General features: G+C 66.1%; 19 protein-coding genes, 1 tRNA gene and 1 pseudogene. 15 read left to right on the top strand and 6 right to left on the bottom strand.

The window, feature by feature from the left end; genetic code table 11:
- Positions 1-8: 8 nt before the first annotated feature.
- From dcp to PW843_16890, 4 genes are all read right to left on the bottom strand, one after another.
- Positions 9-2,138, bottom strand: a complete 2,130-nt coding sequence (gene dcp, locus PW843_16905) for a peptidyl-dipeptidase Dcp (protein ID MDE1148272.1) — start codon at positions 2,136-2,138, stop codon at positions 9-11.
- 141 nt (positions 2,139-2,279) lie between these two features.
- Positions 2,280-3,074: an NAD kinase gene (locus tag PW843_16900; GenBank protein MDE1148271.1), complete on the bottom strand. Its 795-nt coding sequence runs from the start codon at positions 3,072-3,074 to the stop codon at positions 2,280-2,282.
- A 250-nt stretch (positions 3,075-3,324) separates the two neighbouring features.
- Complete coding sequence (gene moaA, locus PW843_16895) at positions 3,325-4,335, bottom strand: GTP 3',8-cyclase MoaA (protein ID MDE1148270.1); 1,011 nt, start codon at positions 4,333-4,335, stop codon at positions 3,325-3,327.
- Between the two features lie 198 nt (positions 4,336-4,533).
- Positions 4,534-4,764, bottom strand: coding sequence for a DUF3553 domain-containing protein (locus PW843_16890; GenBank protein MDE1148269.1), 231 nt, complete (start codon positions 4,762-4,764; stop codon positions 4,534-4,536).
- A 195-nt stretch (positions 4,765-4,959) separates the two neighbouring features.
- On the opposite strand from PW843_16890, the gene PW843_16885 reads away from it, so the two are divergent.
- From PW843_16885 to mscL, 7 genes and pseudogenes are all read left to right on the top strand, one after another.
- The gene (locus PW843_16885) at positions 4,960-5,595 is read left to right on the top strand and encodes a histidine phosphotransferase family protein (protein ID MDE1148268.1); all 636 of its coding nucleotides are present in this window, start codon (positions 4,960-4,962) and stop codon (positions 5,593-5,595) included.
- 305 nt (positions 5,596-5,900) lie between these two features.
- Positions 5,901-8,573, top strand: a complete 2,673-nt coding sequence (locus tag PW843_16880) for a chemotaxis protein CheW (protein ID MDE1148267.1) — start codon at positions 5,901-5,903, stop codon at positions 8,571-8,573.
- Positions 8,570-9,062: pseudogene (locus PW843_16875) on the top strand (chemotaxis protein CheW). Before PW843_16880 ends, PW843_16875 begins: the two are co-directional and overlap by 4 nt.
- 54 nt (positions 9,063-9,116) lie before the next feature.
- Complete coding sequence (locus tag PW843_16870) at positions 9,117-9,482, top strand: response regulator (GenBank protein MDE1148266.1); 366 nt, start codon at positions 9,117-9,119, stop codon at positions 9,480-9,482.
- A gap of 20 nt (positions 9,483-9,502) precedes the next feature.
- Complete coding sequence (locus PW843_16865; GenBank protein MDE1148265.1) at positions 9,503-10,723, top strand: chemotaxis response regulator protein-glutamate methylesterase; 1,221 nt, start codon at positions 9,503-9,505, stop codon at positions 10,721-10,723.
- On the top strand, positions 10,720-11,529 hold the full coding sequence (locus PW843_16860; GenBank protein ID MDE1148264.1) for a protein-glutamate O-methyltransferase: 810 nt from the start codon (positions 10,720-10,722) through the stop codon (positions 11,527-11,529). The genes PW843_16865 and PW843_16860 overlap by 4 nt, the downstream gene beginning before the upstream one ends.
- 338 nt (positions 11,530-11,867) lie before the next feature.
- Complete coding sequence (mscL, locus tag PW843_16855; GenBank protein MDE1148263.1) at positions 11,868-12,269, top strand: large conductance mechanosensitive channel protein MscL; 402 nt, start codon at positions 11,868-11,870, stop codon at positions 12,267-12,269.
- Between the two features lie 35 nt (positions 12,270-12,304).
- Here mscL and PW843_16850 read toward each other — a convergent pair whose 3' ends face one another.
- Together PW843_16850 and lipB are read right to left on the bottom strand one after the other, a co-directional pair.
- On the bottom strand, positions 12,305-13,072 hold the full coding sequence (locus tag PW843_16850) for a hypothetical protein (protein MDE1148262.1): 768 nt from the start codon (positions 13,070-13,072) through the stop codon (positions 12,305-12,307).
- A 113-nt stretch (positions 13,073-13,185) separates the two neighbouring features.
- A complete protein-coding gene (gene lipB, locus PW843_16845; protein MDE1148261.1) occupies positions 13,186-13,896 on the bottom strand; it encodes a lipoyl(octanoyl) transferase LipB in 711 nt (236 codons plus the stop codon).
- A 180-nt stretch (positions 13,897-14,076) separates the two neighbouring features.
- Here lipB and PW843_16840 point away from each other — a divergent pair.
- The 8 genes from PW843_16840 (at position 14,077) to PW843_16805 (ending at position 21,350) form a co-directional block, all read left to right on the top strand.
- Positions 14,077-14,161, top strand: a tRNA-Leu gene (locus PW843_16840).
- A gap of 213 nt (positions 14,162-14,374) precedes the next feature.
- Positions 14,375-16,660, top strand: a complete 2,286-nt coding sequence (locus PW843_16835) for an NADP-dependent malic enzyme (GenBank protein MDE1148260.1) — start codon at positions 14,375-14,377, stop codon at positions 16,658-16,660.
- A gap of 174 nt (positions 16,661-16,834) precedes the next feature.
- Entirely contained in the window at positions 16,835-17,464 is a 630-nt protein-coding gene (locus tag PW843_16830) for a TetR/AcrR family transcriptional regulator (protein MDE1148259.1), read from the top strand.
- Between the two features lie 3 nt (positions 17,465-17,467).
- Positions 17,468-18,655 carry an acetyl-CoA C-acyltransferase gene (locus PW843_16825; GenBank protein MDE1148258.1) on the top strand — a complete coding sequence of 396 codons (1,188 nt, stop codon included), beginning with the start codon at positions 17,468-17,470 and terminating at the stop codon, positions 18,653-18,655.
- A 98-nt stretch (positions 18,656-18,753) separates the two neighbouring features.
- Entirely contained in the window at positions 18,754-19,365 is a 612-nt protein-coding gene (locus PW843_16820; GenBank protein MDE1148257.1) for a 2-hydroxychromene-2-carboxylate isomerase, read from the top strand.
- Positions 19,365-20,315, top strand: a complete 951-nt coding sequence (locus PW843_16815) for an ion channel (protein ID MDE1148256.1) — start codon at positions 19,365-19,367, stop codon at positions 20,313-20,315. Before PW843_16820 ends, PW843_16815 begins: the two co-directional genes overlap by 1 nt.
- A 142-nt stretch (positions 20,316-20,457) precedes the next feature.
- Positions 20,458-20,799 (top strand): acyl carrier protein, encoded by a 342-nt coding sequence (locus PW843_16810; GenBank protein MDE1148255.1) that lies wholly within the window; start codon positions 20,458-20,460, stop codon positions 20,797-20,799.
- Between the two features lie 122 nt (positions 20,800-20,921).
- Positions 20,922-21,350: a DUF1489 domain-containing protein gene (locus PW843_16805; protein ID MDE1148254.1), complete on the top strand. Its 429-nt coding sequence runs from the start codon at positions 20,922-20,924 to the stop codon at positions 21,348-21,350.
- Positions 21,351-21,553: the final 203 nt, after the last annotated feature.

Raw genomic sequence — 21,553 nt, 5'->3', positions numbered from 1 at the left:
CTGGGGAGCTACTTGCCTTCCGGCGCCAGGCCGCGGTTCTCCAGCATGGGCCCGATGTCCGGGTCCTTGCCGTAGAAGGCGCGGAACATGGGGCCGTATTCCTCGGTGTGACCCTTGGACAGGATCATCTCGCGGAAGCGGTCGCCGTTCTCGCGCGTCAGGCCGCCATGGTCCTTGAACCAGGCGTAGCTGTCGTCATCCAGCATCTCCGTCCACAGGTAGGCGTAATAGCCGGCGGCGTAGCCGTTGCCCCAGATGTGCAGGAAATAGCTGGAGCGATAGCGGGGCGGCACGTCGTCCACGTCCAGACCACCCCTGGCCAGCGCCTCCTTCTCGAAGGCGTCGACGTCCTGCTTGGGCGCGTCGGCCGGCAGGGAATGCCATTCCAGGTCCAGCATGGCGGCGGCGACAACCTCGCCCAGGCCATAGCCCTGGTTGAAGGTGGCGGCCTTCTTGATCTTCTCCACCAGTTCGGCCGGCATGACCTCGCCCGTCTGGTAGTTCTTGGCATAGTGGGCCAGGACCTTGGGGTCCAGCGCCCAGTGCTCATTGAACTGCGACGGGAACTCGACGAAGTCGCGCGCCACGTTGGTGCCCGACAGGCTCTCATAGGTCTGGTTGGCGAACAGGCCGTGCAGGGCGTGGCCGAATTCGTGGAACATGGTGGTGACGTCGCTGAAGCTGATCAGCGCCGGCTGGCCCGGGGCGGGCTTGGTGAAGTTGGCGACGTTGTAGATCACGGGCTTGGTGCCCAGCAGCTTGGACTGCTGGACGAAGTTGGACATCCAGGCCCCGCCCGACTTGTTGTCGCGCTTGAAGTAGTCGAAATACATCAGCCCCAGGGGGGAGCCGTCCTTGTCCGTCACCTCATAGACCAGCACGTCGGGCTGGTAGACGGGGATGTCGGTGCGGCGCTTGAAGGTCAGGCCGTACAGCTGGTTGGCGGCGTAGAACACGCCCTCCTCCAGCACGGTGTGCAGCTCGAAATAGGGCTTCAGCGTGCCTTCATCCAGGTCGTACTTGGCCTTGCGCACCTCTTCGGCGTACTTGGCCCAGTCCCAGGGCTTCAGGTCGAAATCCTGGCCGTCCTTCTTGATCTGGGCCTGGATCTCCGCCGCCTCGCGCTTCTGTTCCGCCGCCAGCGCGGGGACCATGCGCTTCATGAAGCCTTCCGCCGCCTCCGGCGTCACCGCCATCTGGTCGGACAGCACGTAGGCCGCGTAGTTGGGGAAGCCCAGCAGCTTGGCCTTCTGCGCCCGCAGGTGGGCCAGGTCGGCGATGGTGGCGCGGGTGTCGTTGGCGTCGCCCGTTTCGGCGCGGGTCCAGCTGCGCTCGAACAGGGCCTGGCGCGTGGCCCGGTCATCCAGGGAGGACAGGGCGGGCTGCTGCGTGGTGTTCTGCAGCGGCAGCAGGTACTTGCCGTCCAGCTTGCGGCCCTTGGCGGCCTCACCGGCGGCGGCGATGCCGTTATCGCCCAGGCCGGCCAGCTTGGCCTTGTCGTCCACCACCAGGCCGCCGGCCTTGGCCGCGGCCACCAGCTTCTGCTGGAAGGCGGTCTCCAGCGACGACAGCGTGGTGTTGAGCTCGCGCAGCTTGGCCTTGTCGGCGTCGTTCAGCTGGGCGCCGGCGTGGATGAACTGCTCGTAGCAGACCTTCAGCAGCTGGGCCTGCTCAGGGTTCAGGTTCAGGCTGTCGCGCGTGTCGTACAGCGCCTTGACCCGCTGGAACAGCTTGGCGTTGAGATAGATGGCATCCTGGTGCTGGGCCAGCTTGGGCGACACCTCGGTCTGCACCTTGTCCAGCGTGTCGTTGGTGTTGGCCTGCACCACGCCGAAGAAGGCCTGGCTCACCCGGTCCAGCATGCGGCCGGACTTCTCCATCGCCACCAGGGTGTTGTCGAAGGTGGGGGCCGACGGGTTGTCGGCGATCTTCTTGATCTCGGCCAGCTGGATCTTCATGCCCTGCTGGAAGGCGGGCAGGTAGTCGGCGTCCTTGATGACGTCGAAGCGCGGGGCCTCAAACGGCAAGGTGCTGGCGGCGGCGAAGGGGTTGGCGGGCTTCGCCGCCAGCGCCGGGGCGGCGGTGAGCGCTGCGAGCGCCAATGCGCCCACGGTTCCAAGCAGAGCGGTACGTGTCATCGGGTTTCCCTGACAGTCTCTTGTTTCGATTCCCGGCGGTCCGTCCAAGCCCCGCAGGCCCGCCGGCGGAAGGTTGTATCACGTCTGGCGACGGATGGTTCCCCCCTTCCGCGCCGCCCTTAGCGGGCAATCCCACGCGGATCAGGGCGTGAACTGTTCCTTCAGGATCCGCTCTTCCAGGTTCATTTCCGGATCGAACAGCAGGATGCTGGCGACGCTGCGGTCCTCACACACCTCCACCCGCGCCACGTCGCGGATCTCGGTGAAGTCGGCCACGGCGCTGACCGGGCGCTTGGCGCCCTCCAGAATATCGAATTGCAAGCGGGCGGCATGGGGCAGCAGGGCGCCGCGCCAGCGCCGGGGGCGGAAGGCGCTGATGGGTGTCAGGGCCAGGACGCCGGCGCCCAGGGGGATGATGGGGCCGTGGGCCGACAGGTTGTAGGCCGTGCTGCCGGCGGGGGTGGACACCAGGGCGCCGTCGCAGGCCAGCTCCGCCAGGCGCTCCACCCCGTCCACGCTGATGCGCAGCTTGGCGGCCTGGCGGGTCTCGCGCAGCAGCGACACCTCGTTGAAGGCCAGGGCCTCATGTCGCCCCTGGGCGTTGGTGGCCACCATGCGCAGGGGGTTCAGCGCCACGCGCTGGGCCCGGCGCAGGCGGTCGGTCAGCTCATCAGGACTGTAGTAGTTCAGCAGGAAGCCCACCGACCCGCGGTTCATGCCGTAGACCGGTTTGCACAGCGGCAGGTAGCGGTGCAACGTTTCCAGCAGGAAGCCATCGCCGCCCAGCGCGATGATGACGTCGGCATCCTCGGCCCGCACGGCGCCATAGCGGTCCGCCAGTTCATCGCGGGCCAGCAGCGCTTCCGGCGTGTCCGACGCCACGATGCACAGCGCCGGATTGGCGGGCAGGGGCGGGGCGTCGCACTGGCCGGGCATTCCGTCGGTGGCGGACGCGGCGGACGTCTGGCCCGGAATCCGGATCGGGGGGCGCGGGGATTGATCGAGCATGCGCCTTCGCCTGGGTTCGCCCGCTCAAGGGGTGGGCTGGGGAATTGTTCGGGGGTCGCTGCCGGGGACCCGTTAACCGCAATCGGACGCTACCTTAGCGGATCGATCCGGGTAAAGGAACGATGACCAAAGGCCGGCCGGGTAACGGCCGTCCCGATTTCACGCGGGGGTTGAGGTGTCAGCCGCCGGTGACGCTCATGTGCCGGCTGACGGCGGGACCCTTGTGGCGGCGGTCGATGATGAAGTCGTGCCCCTTGGGCTTGCGCGCGATGGCCTCGGCGATGGCGACCGTCAGCGGCGCGTCGTCGTCGGGGGATGCGCGCAGCACCGCCCGCAGGTCGGCGGCGTCGTCCTGGCCCAGGCACATGTACAGCATGCCGGTGCAGGTCAGCCGCACGCGGTTGCAGCTTTCGCAGAAATTGTGGGTCATGGGTGTGATGAAGCCGATACGGCCGCCGGTCTCCGCCACCCGGGCATAGCGGGCGGGGCCGCCGGTGCTGATGGGCAGGTCGGTCAGGGTCCAGCGCCGCGCCAGTTCGGCACGTAGCATGGACAGGGGCCAGTACTGGTCGGCCCGCACGCCGCCGCCCTGTCCGCCCTCATCCATGTCGCCCATGGGCATGACCTCGATGAAGGTCAGGTCATGGCCCTCGCGCCCGCACCAGGCGACCAGGTCGTGGATCTCACCGTCGTTCACGCCGCGCAGGGCCACGCAGTTGATCTTGACCGACAGGCCGGCGGCCTTGGCGGCGGCAATGCCATCCAGCACCGGTGCCAGCTTGCCCCAGCGGGTGATGGCCTTGAAACGATCGGGGTCCAGCGTGTCCAGGCTGACGTTCACCCGGCGGACGCCGGCGGCATACAGGTCGGCGGCATAGCGGCCCAGCTGGCTGCCGTTGGTGGTCAGCGTCAGTTCGTCCAGCGCGCCGGTGGCCAGGTGGCGGCCCAGGCTGCGGATCAAATCCATGATGCCGCGGCGCACCAGCGGCTCCCCGCCCGTCAGGCGCAGCTTGCGCACGCCGGTGGCGATGAAGGTGCTGCACAGGCGCTCCAGTTCCTCCAGCGACAGGACCTGGTCCTTGGGCAGGAAGGACATGTCTTCCGACATGCAATAGACGCAGCGGAAATCACAACGGTCGGTGACCGAGACGCGCAGGTAGCGGATGGACCGGCCGAACGGATCGATCATGGGCGCGGTGTTGTCCGTCGCCGCATGCGCGGCGCCATCCGCCAGGGGGATCAGGGCGCCATCCGCCATCGTTGCCGGGTCCTCAAAGGAAATACGCGGGTTCTTCGTCATTCATGCCCGCGATGGTGCGGGGCGCCAGTGACGGTGATCATCTAGGTCAAATATGGTGCGGGGAACATATCAATACAGGGGGGGCGTCTATTGTCCTTCCCGCATGGGCGCCCAGTCCTCCGGCTCCGTCACCTGCAGGGGCACGATTGCGGCATCGATCAGCTGCTTGCCGGCGTGGGGGAAGTTGACGGTGACGCGCGATCCCACGGCGGACTGCACCTGCCCCAGGCCCCAATCGGGCTGACCTGGATGAACGACATAGGTGCCGGGGGTCAGCAGGGCGGCGACGTTCACTGATTCGGGTCCGGAACGGGCCATGGAGGTACTTCCTTAGGCTAGGGAGAGAGAAGGGCGGCCGGGTCGGGGGCGAAAATCGCGTCACCTATCCTTTTGCCCTTACCCATTTGTTCTGCGCTGCCCGCGTCGTGAAAACCCTGCCATCGGGCCGGGCGTCCTTTATGCTGGGGTGCTGCCCACTATGACCGGCGGCCACAACAAGACAAGGCCTTACGCATGACGGTAACCCTGGATCTGAACGTCGTCGAACTGCTCTGCTCCCGCCTGTGCCACGACCTGATCAGCCCGGTGGGCGCCATCGCCAATGGCGTGGAACTCATTGAGGAAATGGGCCAATCCATGGCCGACGAGGCCATGTCCCTGATCGCCGACAGTGCCGACCAGGCGGCGCGGCGCCTGCGCCTGTTCCGTCTGGCCTATGGGGCCGCCGGCGGCAGCAGCGCCTTCACCGCGGCCGAGGCGCGGACGGTGCTGTCGGCCTGGTTCCGGGGGGGGCGGGTGCGCCTGGAATGGCCGGCCGACGTCATGCCCAAGGCGGAGGACGGATTGCTGAAACTGGCGCTGAACCTGGGGCTTTTGGCGGAGGAGGCACTGCCCCACGGTGGTGTCGTCACGGTCGCAGGGCCGGAAGGGGCGGCCCCTTTGTCGCTCACGGCCCAGGGCCCCAAGGTGGGGCTGCGCGAGGAGGTGCAGGCGGCCCTGGACGGCGCTGTCCCGCAGAGCGAACTCACCCCGCGCAGCGTGCAGGGCTATGTCACCGGGCGGTTCGCGGAACAATGCGGCTGGCGCATCGTGACCGGGGCCAAAGGTCCGGACGGATTGCGATTCTCCCTGGAACCACGGGGGCTTTGACAGGGGTGCGAGCATCTTTCATCCGGAACACCTACCTTAACGCGTTTATCGCTTGTCATGCGTCGCCGGGCACGCCATCAATCTCGCGGGAGTAACGTGTTCTTAATCGTCTTTCTGGAAAAGATGAGTGTAGGGAGTGGCGCCTCCTGGCACTATTAGGGGTCTCATCGCCGACGACGCCGGTTTCGAAGCCGGCCCGACGGGGTGGAATTGATGATGGGGCGGGGGCCGGGGCTAACACCTTATTCCTGCGGGGTCGTTCGTTGGGGCGGCCTCGATACGCGCATGGCAACGGGACGTGGACCATGGATGATCTGCTGAGCGAATTTCTGACCGAGACCAATGAGAATATTGCGGTCTTGGACGTCGAGTTGGTGCGGCTTGAGCAGAACCCAAATGACCCCGGCTTGCTCAGCAATATTTTCCGCCTGGTCCATACTATCAAGGGGACCTGCGGCTTCCTGGGCTTGCCGCGGCTGGAAGCGGTGGCGCATGCTTCGGAAAACGTGCTGGGCCGTTTCCGCGATGGTGAGCTGAACGTCAGCCCCTACGCCGTCACGCTGATCCTTGAATCGCTGGACGCCATCAAGTCCATCCTGCTGGTCCTGGAAAAGACCGAAGCCGAGCCGCCGGGCAATGATCAGAACCTGATCGACCGCCTGAACGCGCTGGCCGAAGGCCGGGAGGCGGCCGCCGCCCCCACCGCCGCCGAACCTCCCCCGCCGGTGCCGGAGTTCGAGCCGGTTCCCGCGGCCTTGACCGCGGCCCCTGTCGCGGCCCCCGTGGCGTCGGCCCCGGTGCCCGCCGCCACCCGCGAAGTGGCGCCCGTCGCCGAAGCCGCTCCGCCGGCCCCGGCACCCGCTCCGGCGCCCGCCGCCAGCCAGGCGCCGCCGCCCCCGCCGCATGCTGATGGCGGCGGTGAGTCGGCGCTGGCCAACCAGACCATCCGCGTCAACGTCGACCTGCTCGAAAACCTGATGACCATGGTTTCCGAGCTGGTGTTGACCCGCAACCAGCTGCTGCAGATCCTGCGCAGCCAGAAGGAAAGCGAATTCGCGGTTCCGCTGCAGCGTTTGAACCATGTGACGTCGGAGCTGCAGGAAGGCGTCATGAAGACGCGCATGCAGCCCATCGGCAACGCCTGGGCCAAGCTGCCGCGCCTGGTGCGCGACCTGGCGCACGAACTGCACAAGAAAATCGACCTGCAGATGCTGGGCGCCGACACGGAACTGGACCGTCAGGTGCTGGAGCTGATCAAGGACCCGCTGACCCACATGGTCCGCAACTCCGCCGACCATGGGCTGGAGGTGCCGTCCGACCGTGTCGCCAAGGGCAAGTCCGAGACCGGCCGCGTTACGCTGAACGCCTTCCATGAAGGCGGCCACATCATCATCGAGATCTCCGACGACGGCAAAGGCCTGGCGATCGAGGCGATCAAGCGCAAGATCCTGCAGAACGGCCTGGCCTCCGAGGCCGAGCTGGCCAGCATGTCGGATCAGCAGATCCAGCAGTACATCTTCAAGGCCGGCTTCTCCACCGCCGCCAAGGTCACCAGCGTGTCGGGCCGCGGTGTCGGCATGGACGTGGTGAAGACCAACATCGAGAAGATCGGCGGCACGATCGAGCTGAAGTCGATCGAGGGCCGCGGCACCACCTTCACCATCAAGATCCCACTGACCCTGGCCATCGTCTCGGCCCTGATCGTCGAATGCGGTGGCGAGCGTTTCGCCATCCCGCAGATCAGTGTGATCGAACTGGTGCGCGCCGCCCAGGACAGCGAACACAAGATCGAGCGGATCAACGGCACGCCGGTGCTGCGCCTGCGCAACCGCCTGCTGCCCCTGGTCAGCCTGGAACGGCTGCTGAAGCTGGGCGACGGCGAACAGGACAACCGCGAGACCTTCATCGTGGTGGCCCAGGTCGGCAACTACACCTTCGGCATCATCGTCGACCGCGTGTTCGACACCGAGGAAATCGTGGTGAAGCCGGTGGCGCCCATCCTGCGCCATATCGAGCTGTTCTCGGGCAACACCATCCTGGGTGACGGCTCGGTCATCATGATCCTGGACCCCAACGGCATCGCCAGCTTCTCCGGCGAACTGTCCGGCGGTGTGCACGACACCGCCGCCGCCGCCGCGGAGGCCAAGCACGCCACCCGTCAGGACGACCGCATGGCCCTGCTGCTGTTCCGTGCCGGCGACGGCGCGCCCAAGGCCGTGCCGCTGTCGCTGGTGGCCCGACTGGAAGACATCGACCTCAACCAGGTCGAGGCGTCCAACGGCCAGCCGGTGGTGCAGTACCGCGGCAAGCTGATGCCGCTGGTGCCGATCGACCCGGCCTGGCAGGTGCAGCGCGACAAGCGCCAGCCGGTCCTGGTGTTCGCCGACGGCGACCGCTCCATGGGCCTGGTGGTGGACGAGATCATCGACATCGTCGAGGACAAGCTGCAGGTGGAACTGGGCACCGAACGGGCCGGCTTCATGGGCAGCGCCATCATCGCCGACAAGGCGACGGACGTCATCGACGCCGGCTTCTACCTGACCCAGGCGTTCCGCGACTGGTTCGGCAACGCCACCGACCGGTTCGAGGATGAGCGCCTGCACAAGGTGCTGCTGGTCGACGACAGCCCCTTCTTCCGCAACCTGCTGACGCCGCTGCTGACCGTGTCGGGCTACAACGTCACCGCGGTGCAGAGCGCCGACGAGGCGCTGGGCCTCTGCGAGTCCGGCGAGGACTTCGACGTCATCGTCAGCGACATCGAGATGCCGGGCATGAGCGGCCTGGAATTCGCCCAGGCGGTGCGCGGCAACAGCCGCTGGCAGAACGTGCCGCTGGTGGCGCTGTCCAGCCACGCCACCCCGCGCGACCTGGATCGCGGCCGTCAGGCCGGCTTCACCGACTATGTGGCGAAGTTCGACCGTGACGCGCTGCTCTTCACCCTCCAGCAGACCATTTCCGAGACCAAGGGTGCCGCATGAGTACGAACCTCCCCGCCAAGCGCACCGGTGGCACTGAAGTCGCGATCGTCAAGAACGAAGACTTCGTCACCATGACCATCGCCGACCAGGTGTTCGGCATCCCGGTTCTGCAGGTCCAGGACGTGCTGGGTCCGCAGCGCATCACGCGCATCCCGCTGTCCCCGCCGGAGGTTGCCGGTTCCCTGAACCTGCGCGGCCGCATCGTCACCGCCATCGACGTGCGCCTGCGTCTGGGCCTGCCGCCGCGCGACAAGGACAAGCCTGGCATGAGCATCGTCGTGGACCACAAAGGGGAGCTCTACTCCCTCATGGTGGATAGCGTCGGTGAGGTGTTGAGCTTAACCTCCGATGATTTCGAGCGGCAGCCGGCCACGATGGACTTGCGGTGGCGGGAAGTGTCCACGGGGTATTTACCGCCTTCGGGAAAATCTTCTCGTTGTGCTTGACGTGTCGCGGTTGTTGAATTTCGCTAATACCGAAGTCGCCTGAGCCTGGGCTAAACCACCGGTGCTTTCGAGCGCTTAGCAACCCGAGGTCCTTTGCATGAAGTCTTGCCTGGTCGTCGATGACAGCCGTGTCGTTCGCAAGGTCGCGCGCAAGATCCTGGAAGAACTGAACTTCACCTGTTCAGAAGCCGAGGATGGCAAGCAGGCCATGGATCTGTGCGCCGCGTCCATGCCGGACGCCATTCTGCTCGACTGGAACATGCCGGTGATGACCGGCATCGAGTTCCTCCGCCGTCTGCGGAAAATGTCGGGTGGGCAGGCGCCCAAGGTGGTGTTCTGCACCACCGAGAATGATCTGGCCCACATTCAGGAAGCGCTGTCGGCCGGGGCGAATGAGTACATCATGAAGCCCTTCGACAGTGAGATCATCCAAACCAAGTTCCAGCAGGTCGGGCTTCTCTGAAGTCCGGGATCAATAAGATCATGAATGACATCCCCGGACGACCTCAGGCTGCGTCCCCGGCGGCCACCACGACCGAACCCTACCGGGTCATGGTCGTGGACGATTCAGCGGTCATCCGCGGTCTTCTGACCCGGACGCTGGAGGGGGACAACGACATCCGTGTCGTGTCGTCCGTGGCCAACGGCCAGATGGCCATCAACACCCTGGCGCGTCAGACCCTGGACGTCATCGTCCTGGATATCGAGATGCCGGTGATGGATGGCCTGACCGCCCTGCCGCAACTGATCGCCACCGATCCCAGCGTCAAGATCATCATGGCCTCGACGCTGACCGCCAAGAACGCCGACATCTCCCTGCGCGCGCTGCGCGCCGGCGCGTCCGACTATGTGACCAAGCCGTCCTCCACCCGTGAACTGACGGGCGCCGAGAGCTTCAAGGAAGAGCTGGTCGCCAAGGTGCGCGCCTTGGCGGAGGCGGCACGCCGTGCCGACCCGCGCAAGGGTGCGCCCGCCGCCCGGCCGCTGCCCCCGCGTCCCATCGTGGCACCGTCACCGGTCGCTCCGGGTGCGGCGCCGGCCACCGGGACGGCGGCCCCGACGCCGCTGCGCAGCCGCCTGCTGGACCCGGGGCCCGTGACCTTGCGGCCGGCGCCGGACATCCGGCCCGACATCATCGCCATCGGCAGCTCCACCGGCGGGCCGCAGGCCTTGTTCGAGGTGCTGAGTCATTTCCGGGGCGGCCTGCACCAGCCCATCGTGATCACGCAGCACATGCCGGCGACCTTCACCACCATCCTGGCGGAGCACATCACCCGGCAGTGCGGCATCGAATGCGCCGAGGCCAAGGACGGGGAACCCATCGTCGGCGGCCGCGCCTATGTCGCCCCGGGCGACAACCATTTCCTGCTGGTGTCGCGCAACGGCGTGACCACGGCGCAGTTGACCAAGGATCCGCCGGAAAATTTCTGTCGTCCGGCTGTCGATCCGATGTTGCGCAGTATTGTTAAGATTTATGGGCGTAAAGTGTTGGCGGTCATCCTCACCGGGATGGGGCACGACGGTCGCGGCGGTTGCGACCATGTGGTCCAGGCCGGGGGAATGGTTGTTGGGCAGGACGAGGCCAGCAGCGTGGTTTGGGGTATGCCGGGGGCCGTCGCGACGGCGGGTCTCTGCAGTTCCATCCTTCCGCTGAAGGACATCGGTCCATTTATCCGCAAGATCGCACTGAGGACGGCGGCATGAAGGTCGAAGACTTCGACATGTTCTGCACGATGCTGAAGCAGCGTTCGGGCTTGGTCCTGACCAAGGACAAGGCCTACCTGCTTGAATCGCGTCTCATGCCCGTGGCCCGTAAATGGAACCTGAAGACGCTGGATGAACTGGCGACGACGGTCCGGGCCCGCAAGGATGAAACCTTGCTGAGGGATATCACGGAAGCGATGACGACGAATGAGTCGTCCTTCTTCCGCGACCAGAAGCCGTTCGACCAGTTCAAGCAGGTGGTCCTGCCGGCATTGCTGGAAAGCCGCGCCACCAAAAAGTCGATCCGCGTCTGGTCCGCCGCCTGCTCCAGCGGGCAGGAGGCCTACTCCCTGTCCATGATGCTGGCGGAAGATTCGGTGCGTCTGGCCGGCTGGCGGATCGAGATCGTGGGTACCGACCTGTCGTCGGAAATGGTGGAGAAGTCGCGCGCCGGCATCTACACCCAGTTCGAGGTGCAGCGTGGCCTGCCCATCACCCATCTGGTGAAATATTTCAAGCAGATGGGTGACAAGTGGCAGCTGTCGCCGCAGGTGCGGCAGATGGCTAACTTCCGCGAATACAACCTGCTGACCGACCTGTCGCCGCTGGGCCAGTTCGACGTGGTGTTCTGCCGCAACGTGCTGATCTATTTCGACCAGCCCACCAAGACCAAGGTGCTGGAAGCCATCGCCAAGCAGATGCCGCCCGATGGCGTGCTGTACCTGGGCGGTGCCGAAACGGTCCTGGGCATCACCGATAAGTTCAAGCCGATGGACGGCCAGCGCGGCCTGTACGTCCTGGCCTGACGATCGCTGTCATTCCCGTGTTTCAAACGGAGGCCGGCCTGGAAACAGGCCGGCCTTTCGTTTGTTCACGTCCCTTGTGGGTGATAGCCGGTTGCGAGCAGATTCACGCTTCAAAGGTGATTCCACCTTTTCGCGATCTGCTCTAGTGACCCGGCATGTCCGCTGTCGGCATACTGTGCCGGTCAAGCCATGAAGGGCCCGATTTAGAGCAAGATGCGATCACGCGTGATCGCATCTTGCTCTAAAGCTGTTCATGATAGAGCGGAACGCGATCAGGTGATGCCACCTGATCGCGTTCCGCTCTAATGCAGGGCCCGCACAAGCAAGGGGATAAGCGCATGTGGGAAGAGTTCAAGTCGTTCATCAGCCGGGGCAACGTCATCGACCTGGCGGTTGGTATCATCGTCGGCGCCGCCTTCACCGGTATCGTCAATTCGCTGGTCAATGACCTGATCATGCCCCCCATCGGCTACCTCCTGGGCGGCATCGACTTCTCCAGCTACTTCGTGGCGTTGAACGGCGAGCATTACCCCAGCCTGAAGGCGGCCCAGGACGCGAGCATCGCCACCATCAACTACGGCGTCTTCATCAACGTCGTGATCCGCTTCTTCATCGTGGCGCTTGCCGTGTTCCTGCTGGTGAAGCAGGTGAACCGCTTCCGTACCAAGGCGGTGTCGGCCCCGCCCCGGCAGGAAGTGCTGCTGGAGGAAATCCGCGACCTGCTGAAGGCCAGGAACTGAGCCGACGGGTGCCGGGGCGCCGTCGCGGCCCGGCCTCAATCCAGGATTCGCCCGAAACTGGTGGCGAAGTTCATCCACGCCGCGCTGCCGGCGACGGGGATCACGATCAACTGGTTCAGGATGGCCAGCGGCAATCCGTAGACATAGACCCGGTGCGGCCGGCCCCGGGTACGCCAGTCATGAACCAGGGCGACGACGATCAGCAGGTCCGCCACCAATCCCGGTGGAACCGCGACGAACGGCGGCGGTGGCGGCCCCTCCGAGGCGCCGGCCGGTGCCAGCAAGGTCACGAAAACCCGGGCGACGGCGGGCTGCATCAGCATGGTCATGAGCAGCACCATCAGCCGCTTGTGCGTCTCCGTCCGGCGAACCATCACGATCGCCGCCGCGAAAACCGCGATCAGGCCCGGCAGGGCGGTGAGGCCCACGGCCGCGAAACGCCGCGCCTGATCACCATATCCCAGCTGCTCGTTCAACTTCAGAATCGCCACTTGGCTCGCCAGGATGGTGCAGACCATCACGCTGAACAGCGCGATGCCGGCCAGGCCCCAGTTGCGATGGTCCGGCGTGCGGCCGCGCGCCACCAGGGCCGTCTGCACGAAATAGAACAGGCACCAGCTGAACAGGACGAAGCCATGGATGTGCAGGATCGCCGGCCGGTGGAAGGTGCCGTTGATCACTGGCCGCCAGTAGGTGGGGATGAAGCCCCCGAAGGCGATCGCCATGAACGCGGTCGCCATCGCCAGGTAAAAGGCATGCCGGTCGGCCGTCGCGACCGGCCGGGACACAAGCGTGGTTTCCACCGCCCCCTCCAACCCCTGTGGTGTGAGGGGCCACTATGCGGGTGGCGGAAGCGGGAATCCAACTATCAGGCGATCACCAGCCAAACGGATACCCGCGATGCGGGTTCTTCCGCCTAGCCGGCGCAGGTCCCCACCGTGACGCCGCCGGCGGTCTCGAACACGCCGTCCCAGGCGTCACGCATCGCCGCGTCCACCTCATGCAGGCTGGCCAGATGCCCCAGCGCGTGCATGGAGGTGACGCCATATTGGGTGATGCCGCAGGGCACGATGCCGCCGAAATGGCTGAGGTTCGGGTCCACGTTCAATGAGATGCCGTGATAGGTGACGCCGCGCCGCACCCGCACGCCGATGGCGCCGATCTTGTCCTCCTGGCCGGGTAGCCCGCCGTAGGGCTGCTTGTCCACCCAGATGCCCACCCGGCCGCACCGCCGTTCACCCTTGATGTTGAACAGGGCCAGGGTGCGGATGATCCATTCTTCCAGGTTGGTGACATAGGCGTGCAGGTCGGGCCCGCGCTTCATCAGGTCCAGCATGACATAGGCCACGCGCTGGCCGGGGCCATGATAGGTGAACTGCCCGCCGCGCCCGGTCTGGAACACTGGGAATCGGCCATGGTCCAGCAGATCCTCTTGCCTGGCGCTGGTGCCGGCGGTGTAGAGCGGCGGGTGTTCCAGCAGCCATACCAGCTCCGGCGCGGTACCGGCGCGGATGGCGGCCACCCGTTCCTCCATCGCGGCCACGGCCTCGGGATAGGGTGCCGGCTGGTCGCTGATCTTCCATTCGGGGCCGGGGATCGCGGCGGCGGCGGGTTGGGGCAGGGACATCGGGGAACGGGCCTGTCGTGTGAAAGCCGGGGGCGGCCCCCTTATATAGGAAGCACACCTTATATATAGCGAGCCCGCAGCGCTGGTAAGCGCCATACAGGGGCTTGCTATGGGATCGGCGATTTGCTATTCCCCCCTTCACCCGTTGGCAAGCCCTTGCCGACGAGGTTCTGACATGATGCGGTCATGGCGGAATTGGTAGACGCGCAGCGTTGAGGTCGCTGTGGGGCAACCCGTGGAAGTTCGAGTCTTCTTGACCGCACCATCTCTTGAAAGGCCGGTTCCCCCGTGGAACCGGCCTTTCGCGTATCCGGGGTATCGGTTGCCCGGATGAAGGGAAACGTATACTGGGTTGAACGCATGCCTGGGGGGTGCTGCGGGCGCGGAATGGCACCTGCCAGCCGTTCGCCTCTGGACAATCGCGGCCCCCGCAGCCTAAGCAAGAAGTGCCTTGTTCCCCGCAGAAGAGACCGGCCCCATGTCTGACGAGTTTCGCGAAGCCGCCCTTGATTACCACCGGCTGCCGACGCCCGGTAAGATCGCCGTCCAGGCGACCAAGCCGCTGGCGACGCAGCGCGACCTGGCGCTGGCCTATTCGCCGGGCGTGGCCTTCGCCTGTGAGGCCATCGTCGCCGACCCGGCCGAAGCCAGCCAGATGACCTCGCGCGGCAATCTGGTGGCCGTCATCACCAACGGCACGGCCGTGCTGGGCCTGGGCGACATCGGCCCGCTGGCCGCCAAGCCGGTGATGGAAGGCAAGGGCGTCCTGTTCAAGAAGTTCGCCGGCATCGACGTCTTCGATATCGAGATCGACGAGAAGGATCCCGATAAGCTGGTCGACATCATCGCGGCGCTGGAACCCACCTTCGGCGGCATCAACCTTGAGGACATCAAGGCGCCGGAATGCTTCGAGGTGGAAAGCAAGCTGCGTCAGCGCATGAAGATCCCGGTCTTCCATGACGACCAGCACGGCACCGCCATCATCGTCGCCGCCGCCATCACCAACGCCCTGAAGCTGCGCAACCGCAAGATCGACGAGGTCAAGCTGGTGGCCAGCGGCGCCGGCGCCGCCGCCCTGGCCTGCCTGGACCTGCTGGTCGACATGGGCATGCCGGTGGACAACATCTGGGTCAGCGACATCAAGGGCGTGGTCTATGACGGCCGCACCGAACTGATGGACCCGCGCAAGGCGCGCTACGCCAAGAAGACCAACGCCCGTACCCTGGACGACATCATCGAGGGCGCGGACATTTTCCTGGGGCTATCGGCGCCGCGCGTCCTGACCAAGCCCATGGTGTCCAAGATGGCGGGCCAGCCCGTCATCCTGGCGCTGGCCAACCCGACGCCGGAGATCATGCCGGAAGAGGCGCGCGAGGCGCAGCCCGACGCCATCATCGCCACCGGCCGGTCCGACTACCCCAACCAGGTCAACAACGTCCTCTGCTTCCCCTTCATCTTCCGGGGTGCGCTTGACGTGGGTGCCACCCAGATCAATGAGGCGATGAAGATCGCCGCGGTGAAGGCCATCGCCAACCTGGCCATGGCGGAACAGCATGACGTGGTGGCCGCCGCCTACGGCGACCAATCGACCGGTTTCGGCGCCGACAACATCATCCCCAAGCCTTTCGACCCGCGCCTGATCCTGGAGATCGCGCCGGCGGTGGCCAAGGCCGCCATGGACAGCGGCGTGGCGACGCGGCCCATCACCGATTTCGACGCCTATCGTGAGCGGTTGTCGCAGTTCGTCTTCCGTTCCGGCCTGCTGATGAAGCCGGTGTTCTCCCGCGCCAAGCAGGCGCCCAAGCGCCTGGTCTACGCCGAGGGCGAGGAGGAGCGGGTGCTGCGCGCCGTGCAGTTCGTGGTGGACGACGGCCTGGCCAAGCCCATCCTGATCGGCCGCCGCGAGGTGGTGGCCCGCCGCATCGAGAAGCTGGGCCTGCGCATCGCGCTGGACCGCGACGTGGAACTGGTCGATCCGCAGAACGACCCCCGCTATGCCGATTATTGGCAGAGCTATCACAGCCTGATGGAGCGTCGCGGCGTCAGCCCCGACCGCGCCCGGCAGGTCGTGCGCGCCAACACCACCGTCATCGGCTCGATGCTGGTGCGCAAGGGTGACGCCGACGCCATGATCGCCGGCACCGTCGGTCTTTATGACTGGCATCTGGAACACGTGCTGGACGTCATCGGCCTGAAGCCGGGCACCACCATCCCGGCCGCCCTGTCGGTGCTGATCCTGCCCAAGGGCACCTTCTTCCTGGCCGACGCCTATGTGAACGCCGAGCCGACGGCCGACCAGATCGCCGCCATGACGGCGCTGGCGGCGGAAGAGGTGCGGCGCTTCGGCGTGGTGCCCAAGGTGGCGCTGCTGTCGCATTCCAACTTCGGTAGCCATGCCGACGCCTCCGCCCTGAAGATGCGCGAGGCGCTGGCCAAGATCGAGCAGGCCTGCCCGACGCTGGAGGTCGAGGGTGAGATGCACGCTGACAGCGCCATCTCCGCCGACATCCGCGACCGGGTCTTCCCCAACAGCCGCCTGAAGGGCACGGCCAACCTGCTGATCATGCCCAGCCGCGACGCCGCCAACATCGCCTTCAACCTGCTGAAGACCCTGGGCGAGGGCCAGCCGGTGGGGCCGGTGCTGCTGGGTGCCGCCCAGCCGGTGCACATCCTCACCCCGTCCGTCACCGTGCGCGGTATCGTCAACATGTCGGCCCTGGCCGTGGTGGACGCCCAGATGTACGAGGCGGGCGAGGGGGCTTAAGGGTTTAGGTTGCTTGCCTGCGGGCGCCATCCGCCTGGATGGAGTGCCCGGATAGAGTGCAAAGTATGGAAGGCCTGCTCTGGAGTGATCCGGGGCGGGCCTTTCGCTTTTTGGGCTCCCCTTGCTTGGGACGTGTCTTGACAAAAGCACGATCGTTCGTTTATTTTTCGCCTCATGAGCACGCCGTCCCTCAGCAAGGGTGACCGCACCCGAGCCACCATCTTGGATGAGGCCTTGAGCCTCATGAGCACGGATGGCTTGTCCGGCCTGACCATCGGCCTGCTGGCGGAACGCACCGGCCTGTCGAAAAGCGGCCTGTTCGCCCATTTCGGGTCCAAGGAACAGTTGCAGGTGGCGGTGCTGGTCCAGGCCCAGGCCTGTTTCACCGATAACGTCATCCGGCCGGTGCTGGATCTGCCGCGTGGCCTGCCCCGGCTGGAGGCCTTCGCCGAGGGCTGGTGGGCGTGGAACCGGTCGCCGCCGTTTCCCGGCGGCTGCCCCATCCAGGCGGCCAGCCTGGAATTGGACGACCGCCCGGGCCCCTTGCGCGATGAGATCGCCGATGCCCAGCGCCGCCTGCGGACCTTCATCCGTCAGGCGGCCAGTCTGGCGGTGGAAGCCGGGCATTTCCGGGCCGACCTGGATTTGGACCTTTTCGCTTTCCACATGGTGGGCATCGCCTTCGCCCAGACCATGACCTGTCGCCTGTTGGGCGAGCCCGAAGGCCTGGATTTCGTCCGCCGCGCCTGGCGCGACCTGGTGGCGGCGGCCACGCGACCGAACAAAACACACGGGAGTGACTAAGCCATGTCGAGTGATCCGATTGTCATCGTCAGCGCCGCCCGCACCGCCATGGGCGGCATGATGGGCGACTTGTCCGGCCTGCCGGCGGCCCAGTTGGGGGCGGCGGCGGTGAAGGGCGCCGTCGAGCGGTCCGGCCTGGGCGCCGACGCCATTGATGAGGTGGTGATGGGCTGCGTGTTGCAGGCGGGGCAGGGCCAGGCGCCTGGCCGCCAGGCGGCGCTGGGTGCCGGCCTGCCGCAGTCGGTGCCGTGCAGCACCATCAACAAGATGTGCGGCAGCGGCATGAAGGCCACCATGCTGGGCCATGATTTGCTGTTGGCCGGCAGTGCCGACGTTGTGCTGGCCGGCGGCATGGAAAGCATGTCCAACGCCCCCTACCTGCTGGACCGGGCGCGCGGCGGCTACCGTTACGGCCACGCCACCATCTACGACCACATGGCGCTGGACGGGTTGGAGGACGCCTACGACCGGGGCCGCGCCATGGGCACCTTCGCCGAGGACACGGCCGCCCATTACCAGTTCACCCGCGAGATGCAGGACGCCTACGCCATCGAAAGCCTGCGCCGGGCCAAGGCGGCGGTGGAGAACGGCTGGTTCGATGGTGAGACGGTGGGCGTGACGGTGAAGGGCAAGGGCGGCGATGTCGTCATCACCCGGGACGAACAGCCGCTGAAGGGCAAGCCGGAGAAGATCCCCACGCTCAAGACCCCCTTCCGTAAGGACGGCACGGTGACGGCGGCCAGCAGCGCCAGCATCAGCGATGGTGCCGCCGCCCTGGTGCTGACCCGCGCCAGCGTGGCGGAAAAGCGCGGGCTGACGCCCCTGGCCCGTATCGTCGGCCACGCCAGCCATGCCCGTGCCCCCAACTGGTTCACCACCGCCCCCATCGGCGCCATCCAGGCGCTGTTCGCCAGGACCGGCTGGCAGGCGCGCGATGTTGATTTGTTCGAGATCAACGAGGCCTTCGCCGTGGTGCCCATGGCGGCGATGCGGGAGTTCGACATTCCGCACGACAAGGTGAACGTCCATGGCGGCGCCTGTGCCCTGGGCCACCCCATCGGCGCGTCCGGTGCCCGCATCCTGGTGACCCTGCTGGCCGCCCTGAAGCGCTATGACCGGACGCGCGGTGTCGCGAGCCTGTGCATCGGTGGGGGCGAGGCCACGGCCATGGCGGTGGAACTGCTCAATTAATTTGCCCAAATCGGCCGACAGGCATAGTGGTTAACGGGCGGCCGTGCCGAAGGGGACGGCCGCCCGAATGCCATAAAGACCATAGGGATGGGGACGCCATGCCGGCCGATGCGGTGCCCTTGGATTTCTATTTCGATTTCGCCTCGCCCTACGGCTATTTCGCCGCCATGCGCATCGACGAGTTGGCGGCCCGCCATGGCCGCGCCGTCGCCTGGCATCCCATCCTGCTGGGGGCGGTGTTCAAGATGACGGGCGTCACCGCCACGGTGCAGCGTCCCTTGCAGGGCGATTACCTGCGCCACGACGTGGTGCGGTCCGCCCGTTATTACGGCCTGCCGCTGACCTGGCCCGCCGCCATGCCCATCAGCGCCGTCACGCCCTCGCGCGCCTTTTATTGGGCGTTGACCCAGGACGCGGCCTTGGGGCATCGCCTGGCGGTGGCGCTCTACCAGGCGCACTGGCGCGACGGGCGGGACATTTCCCAGATCGACGTGGTGATCGCTGTCGCCGCCGGTCTCGGCATCGATGGGGCGACACTGACCGCCGGCATGCAGGACCAGGCGGTGAAGGACAGGCTGCGGGCTGAGACGGACGCGGCCATCACCCGGGGCGTCTTCGGCTCCCCCTTCATCTTCGTGGATGGGGAGGGGTTCTGGGGGGCGGACCGGCTGGTCCAGGTGGAGGATTGGCTGGCCCGGGGGGGCTGGTGATGCCCAAGGCCCCGCCGCGTCGGCGCAAGCGCCGCCACCTTGTCGTTTCCGTCGGCCTCACCGTCGCGCTGCTGGCGCTGATCGCCCTGACCGTCCAGGGGACGGAGACGGGGCTGACCCTGGTGCTGCTGGGGGCGGTGTCGGTGCTGGTGGGCACCTGCCATCTGCTGTTCCCCGGCAGCCGTTTCTTCACCATCGGTCTCGCCAATTTCGTCAGCGTCTACGCCATCATCTTCCAGTTTTTTGTCGAGGCGCACTTTTCCGGGCTGTCGCACGGCATGCTGGCGCTGGGCTTCGTCCTGCCGCTGGCGACCTTCCTGGGTGGTGTGGTGATGCGCCGGGCCGGCATCCGCGCCATGGTGCTGGGGGATGTTCCGCGCCGCAGCGACGCGCGCCGCGTCGGCCGGGCCCTGGCCTGGGGCGTGCCTTTCCTGGTGGTGGGGGCGGCGACCTTCCTGCTGACGCCCACCACCCCCTTGCCGGTGGTGCGCGAGGCCTTCCTGGCGGCCATGGGTTTCATCGCCCTCATCGTGCTGCTGGTCAGCTACGACATGGTGGTGATGCTGCTGGAGACCGGCCTGCTGTTCGAGGAGTTCTTTGAGCAGATCGCCGCCCTGGTGGAGCCGGCCTTCGCCTTCTTCACCTTCTATTCCCTGCTGGTGATCATCTTCGCCGCCCTCTACACGGTGGTGGACCGCTACTCCCCCGTCAGCCAGTTCATCATCGCCGGCACGCCGCAGAAGATCAGCCTGGCGGAAAGCCTCTATTTCTCTGTCGTCACGCTGTCCACCGTGGGGTACGGCGACATCGTGCCGGTGGGCGCCCTGGTCCGTGTGGTCGTGGCGGCGGAGGTGATCGTGGGCATGCTGCTGCTGCTGTTCGGCTTCAACGCCATCTTCAGTTATTCCAGCACGCGCAAAGCCCCCGGTCGCCGGACCGCGGATAACTGACGCATGGCCCGATGGGCGAGAATTTCGCAAACATCGCTGGCGTCCACGTCAAAAAAGTCTTAACGCTTTTCTGGTAGGGATGGGGCTCTGTGCGGACGGGATACCCTCCCGGCGCGGGGCCTGAAACTATGGGGCGGATGCCGTGAGCCGATCGATCGAGGGCGTCAGTAATTGGATGCACCTGTTCCGTTGGATCGTGAAGCTGATCCGGGACGATTACGGCGTCGATGAAAAGATCCTGACCCGCACCGCCGTGCTGGAGTCCGACTGCGGTCTCAGCATCGAGCAGGTGGAAGAGGTGCTGGACGTCGTCGCCGACAGCTTCAGCATCCGTTTTCCGGCCGGCACGTTGGATGAGGTCCTGAAGCTTGAAGAGTTGTGCCTGCTGGCCGCCTGGCTGAAGGGCATGTTCAAGCGGCCGGACTTCATCTCCGATGGGTTCGAGGCCAAGTGCCGTTCCATGAACGCCACCGCCACCGCCTGATCACAGTCTCATGTCCCGCCGTCCCCTGTGACGGCACGCCTTGACCCCACCTTATAAGGGCATAGTCTCTCAAGCCTTCTGACCGGGCCGGTGCCCGGTGATTTGCCAGGTCTTGAGAACCGATGCCCCTGCACATGCTGCGCCTCGCCGTGGGCGCCACCGACCTTGCCGACATGCGCGATTGGCGCAGCCGTAACCAGATCGACTGGAACGGCCATCGTGTGGTCCCGACATATACCCGCCGCATGCCCACCCGCACGGCCGAGCTGCTGGACGGCGGCTCCCTCTATTGGGTGGTGAAGGGCATCCTCTGCTGCCGCGCCCGCTTCGTCGGTTTCGACCTGCTGCGTTCGCCCGAGGGGGATGAGGTCTGCCGCATGCTGCTGGATACGGAGCTGGTGGAGACCGTGCCCCAGCCCAAACGCCCCTTCCAGGGCTGGCGCTACCTGAAGCCGGAGGACGCGCCTGTCGATCTGGACCAGGCGGCGGCGGGAAATGGTGACCTTCCGCCCCATATCCTGGCCGAATTGCGCCAATTGGGCCTGGCCTGAGGGCGGCGGGAGGGCTGTTTCCCCAGGCTTTCCGCGGGTCTCAGGCGGGGTGGGGGATAGGGACTACGCCGCGTTTCGAAAAAAGTGAGATTGGGCTGAAAATAGCTGTAGACAGCCCCGTCTGTGGTCTCTATAACCCCGTTCACCGACGCGCTGGACGACAACGAACGGCGCGGCGGTGAAGTGCTCCCCGAAGGATGGCG

It is taken from the genome of Azospirillaceae bacterium (assembly GCA_028283825.1).
In the GTDB taxonomy this organism is placed as follows: Bacteria; Pseudomonadota; Alphaproteobacteria; order Azospirillales; family Azospirillaceae; genus Nitrospirillum.
Note: the sequence above shows the minus strand (reverse complement) of the source record. Positions and strands in the feature narration are given on the sequence as shown.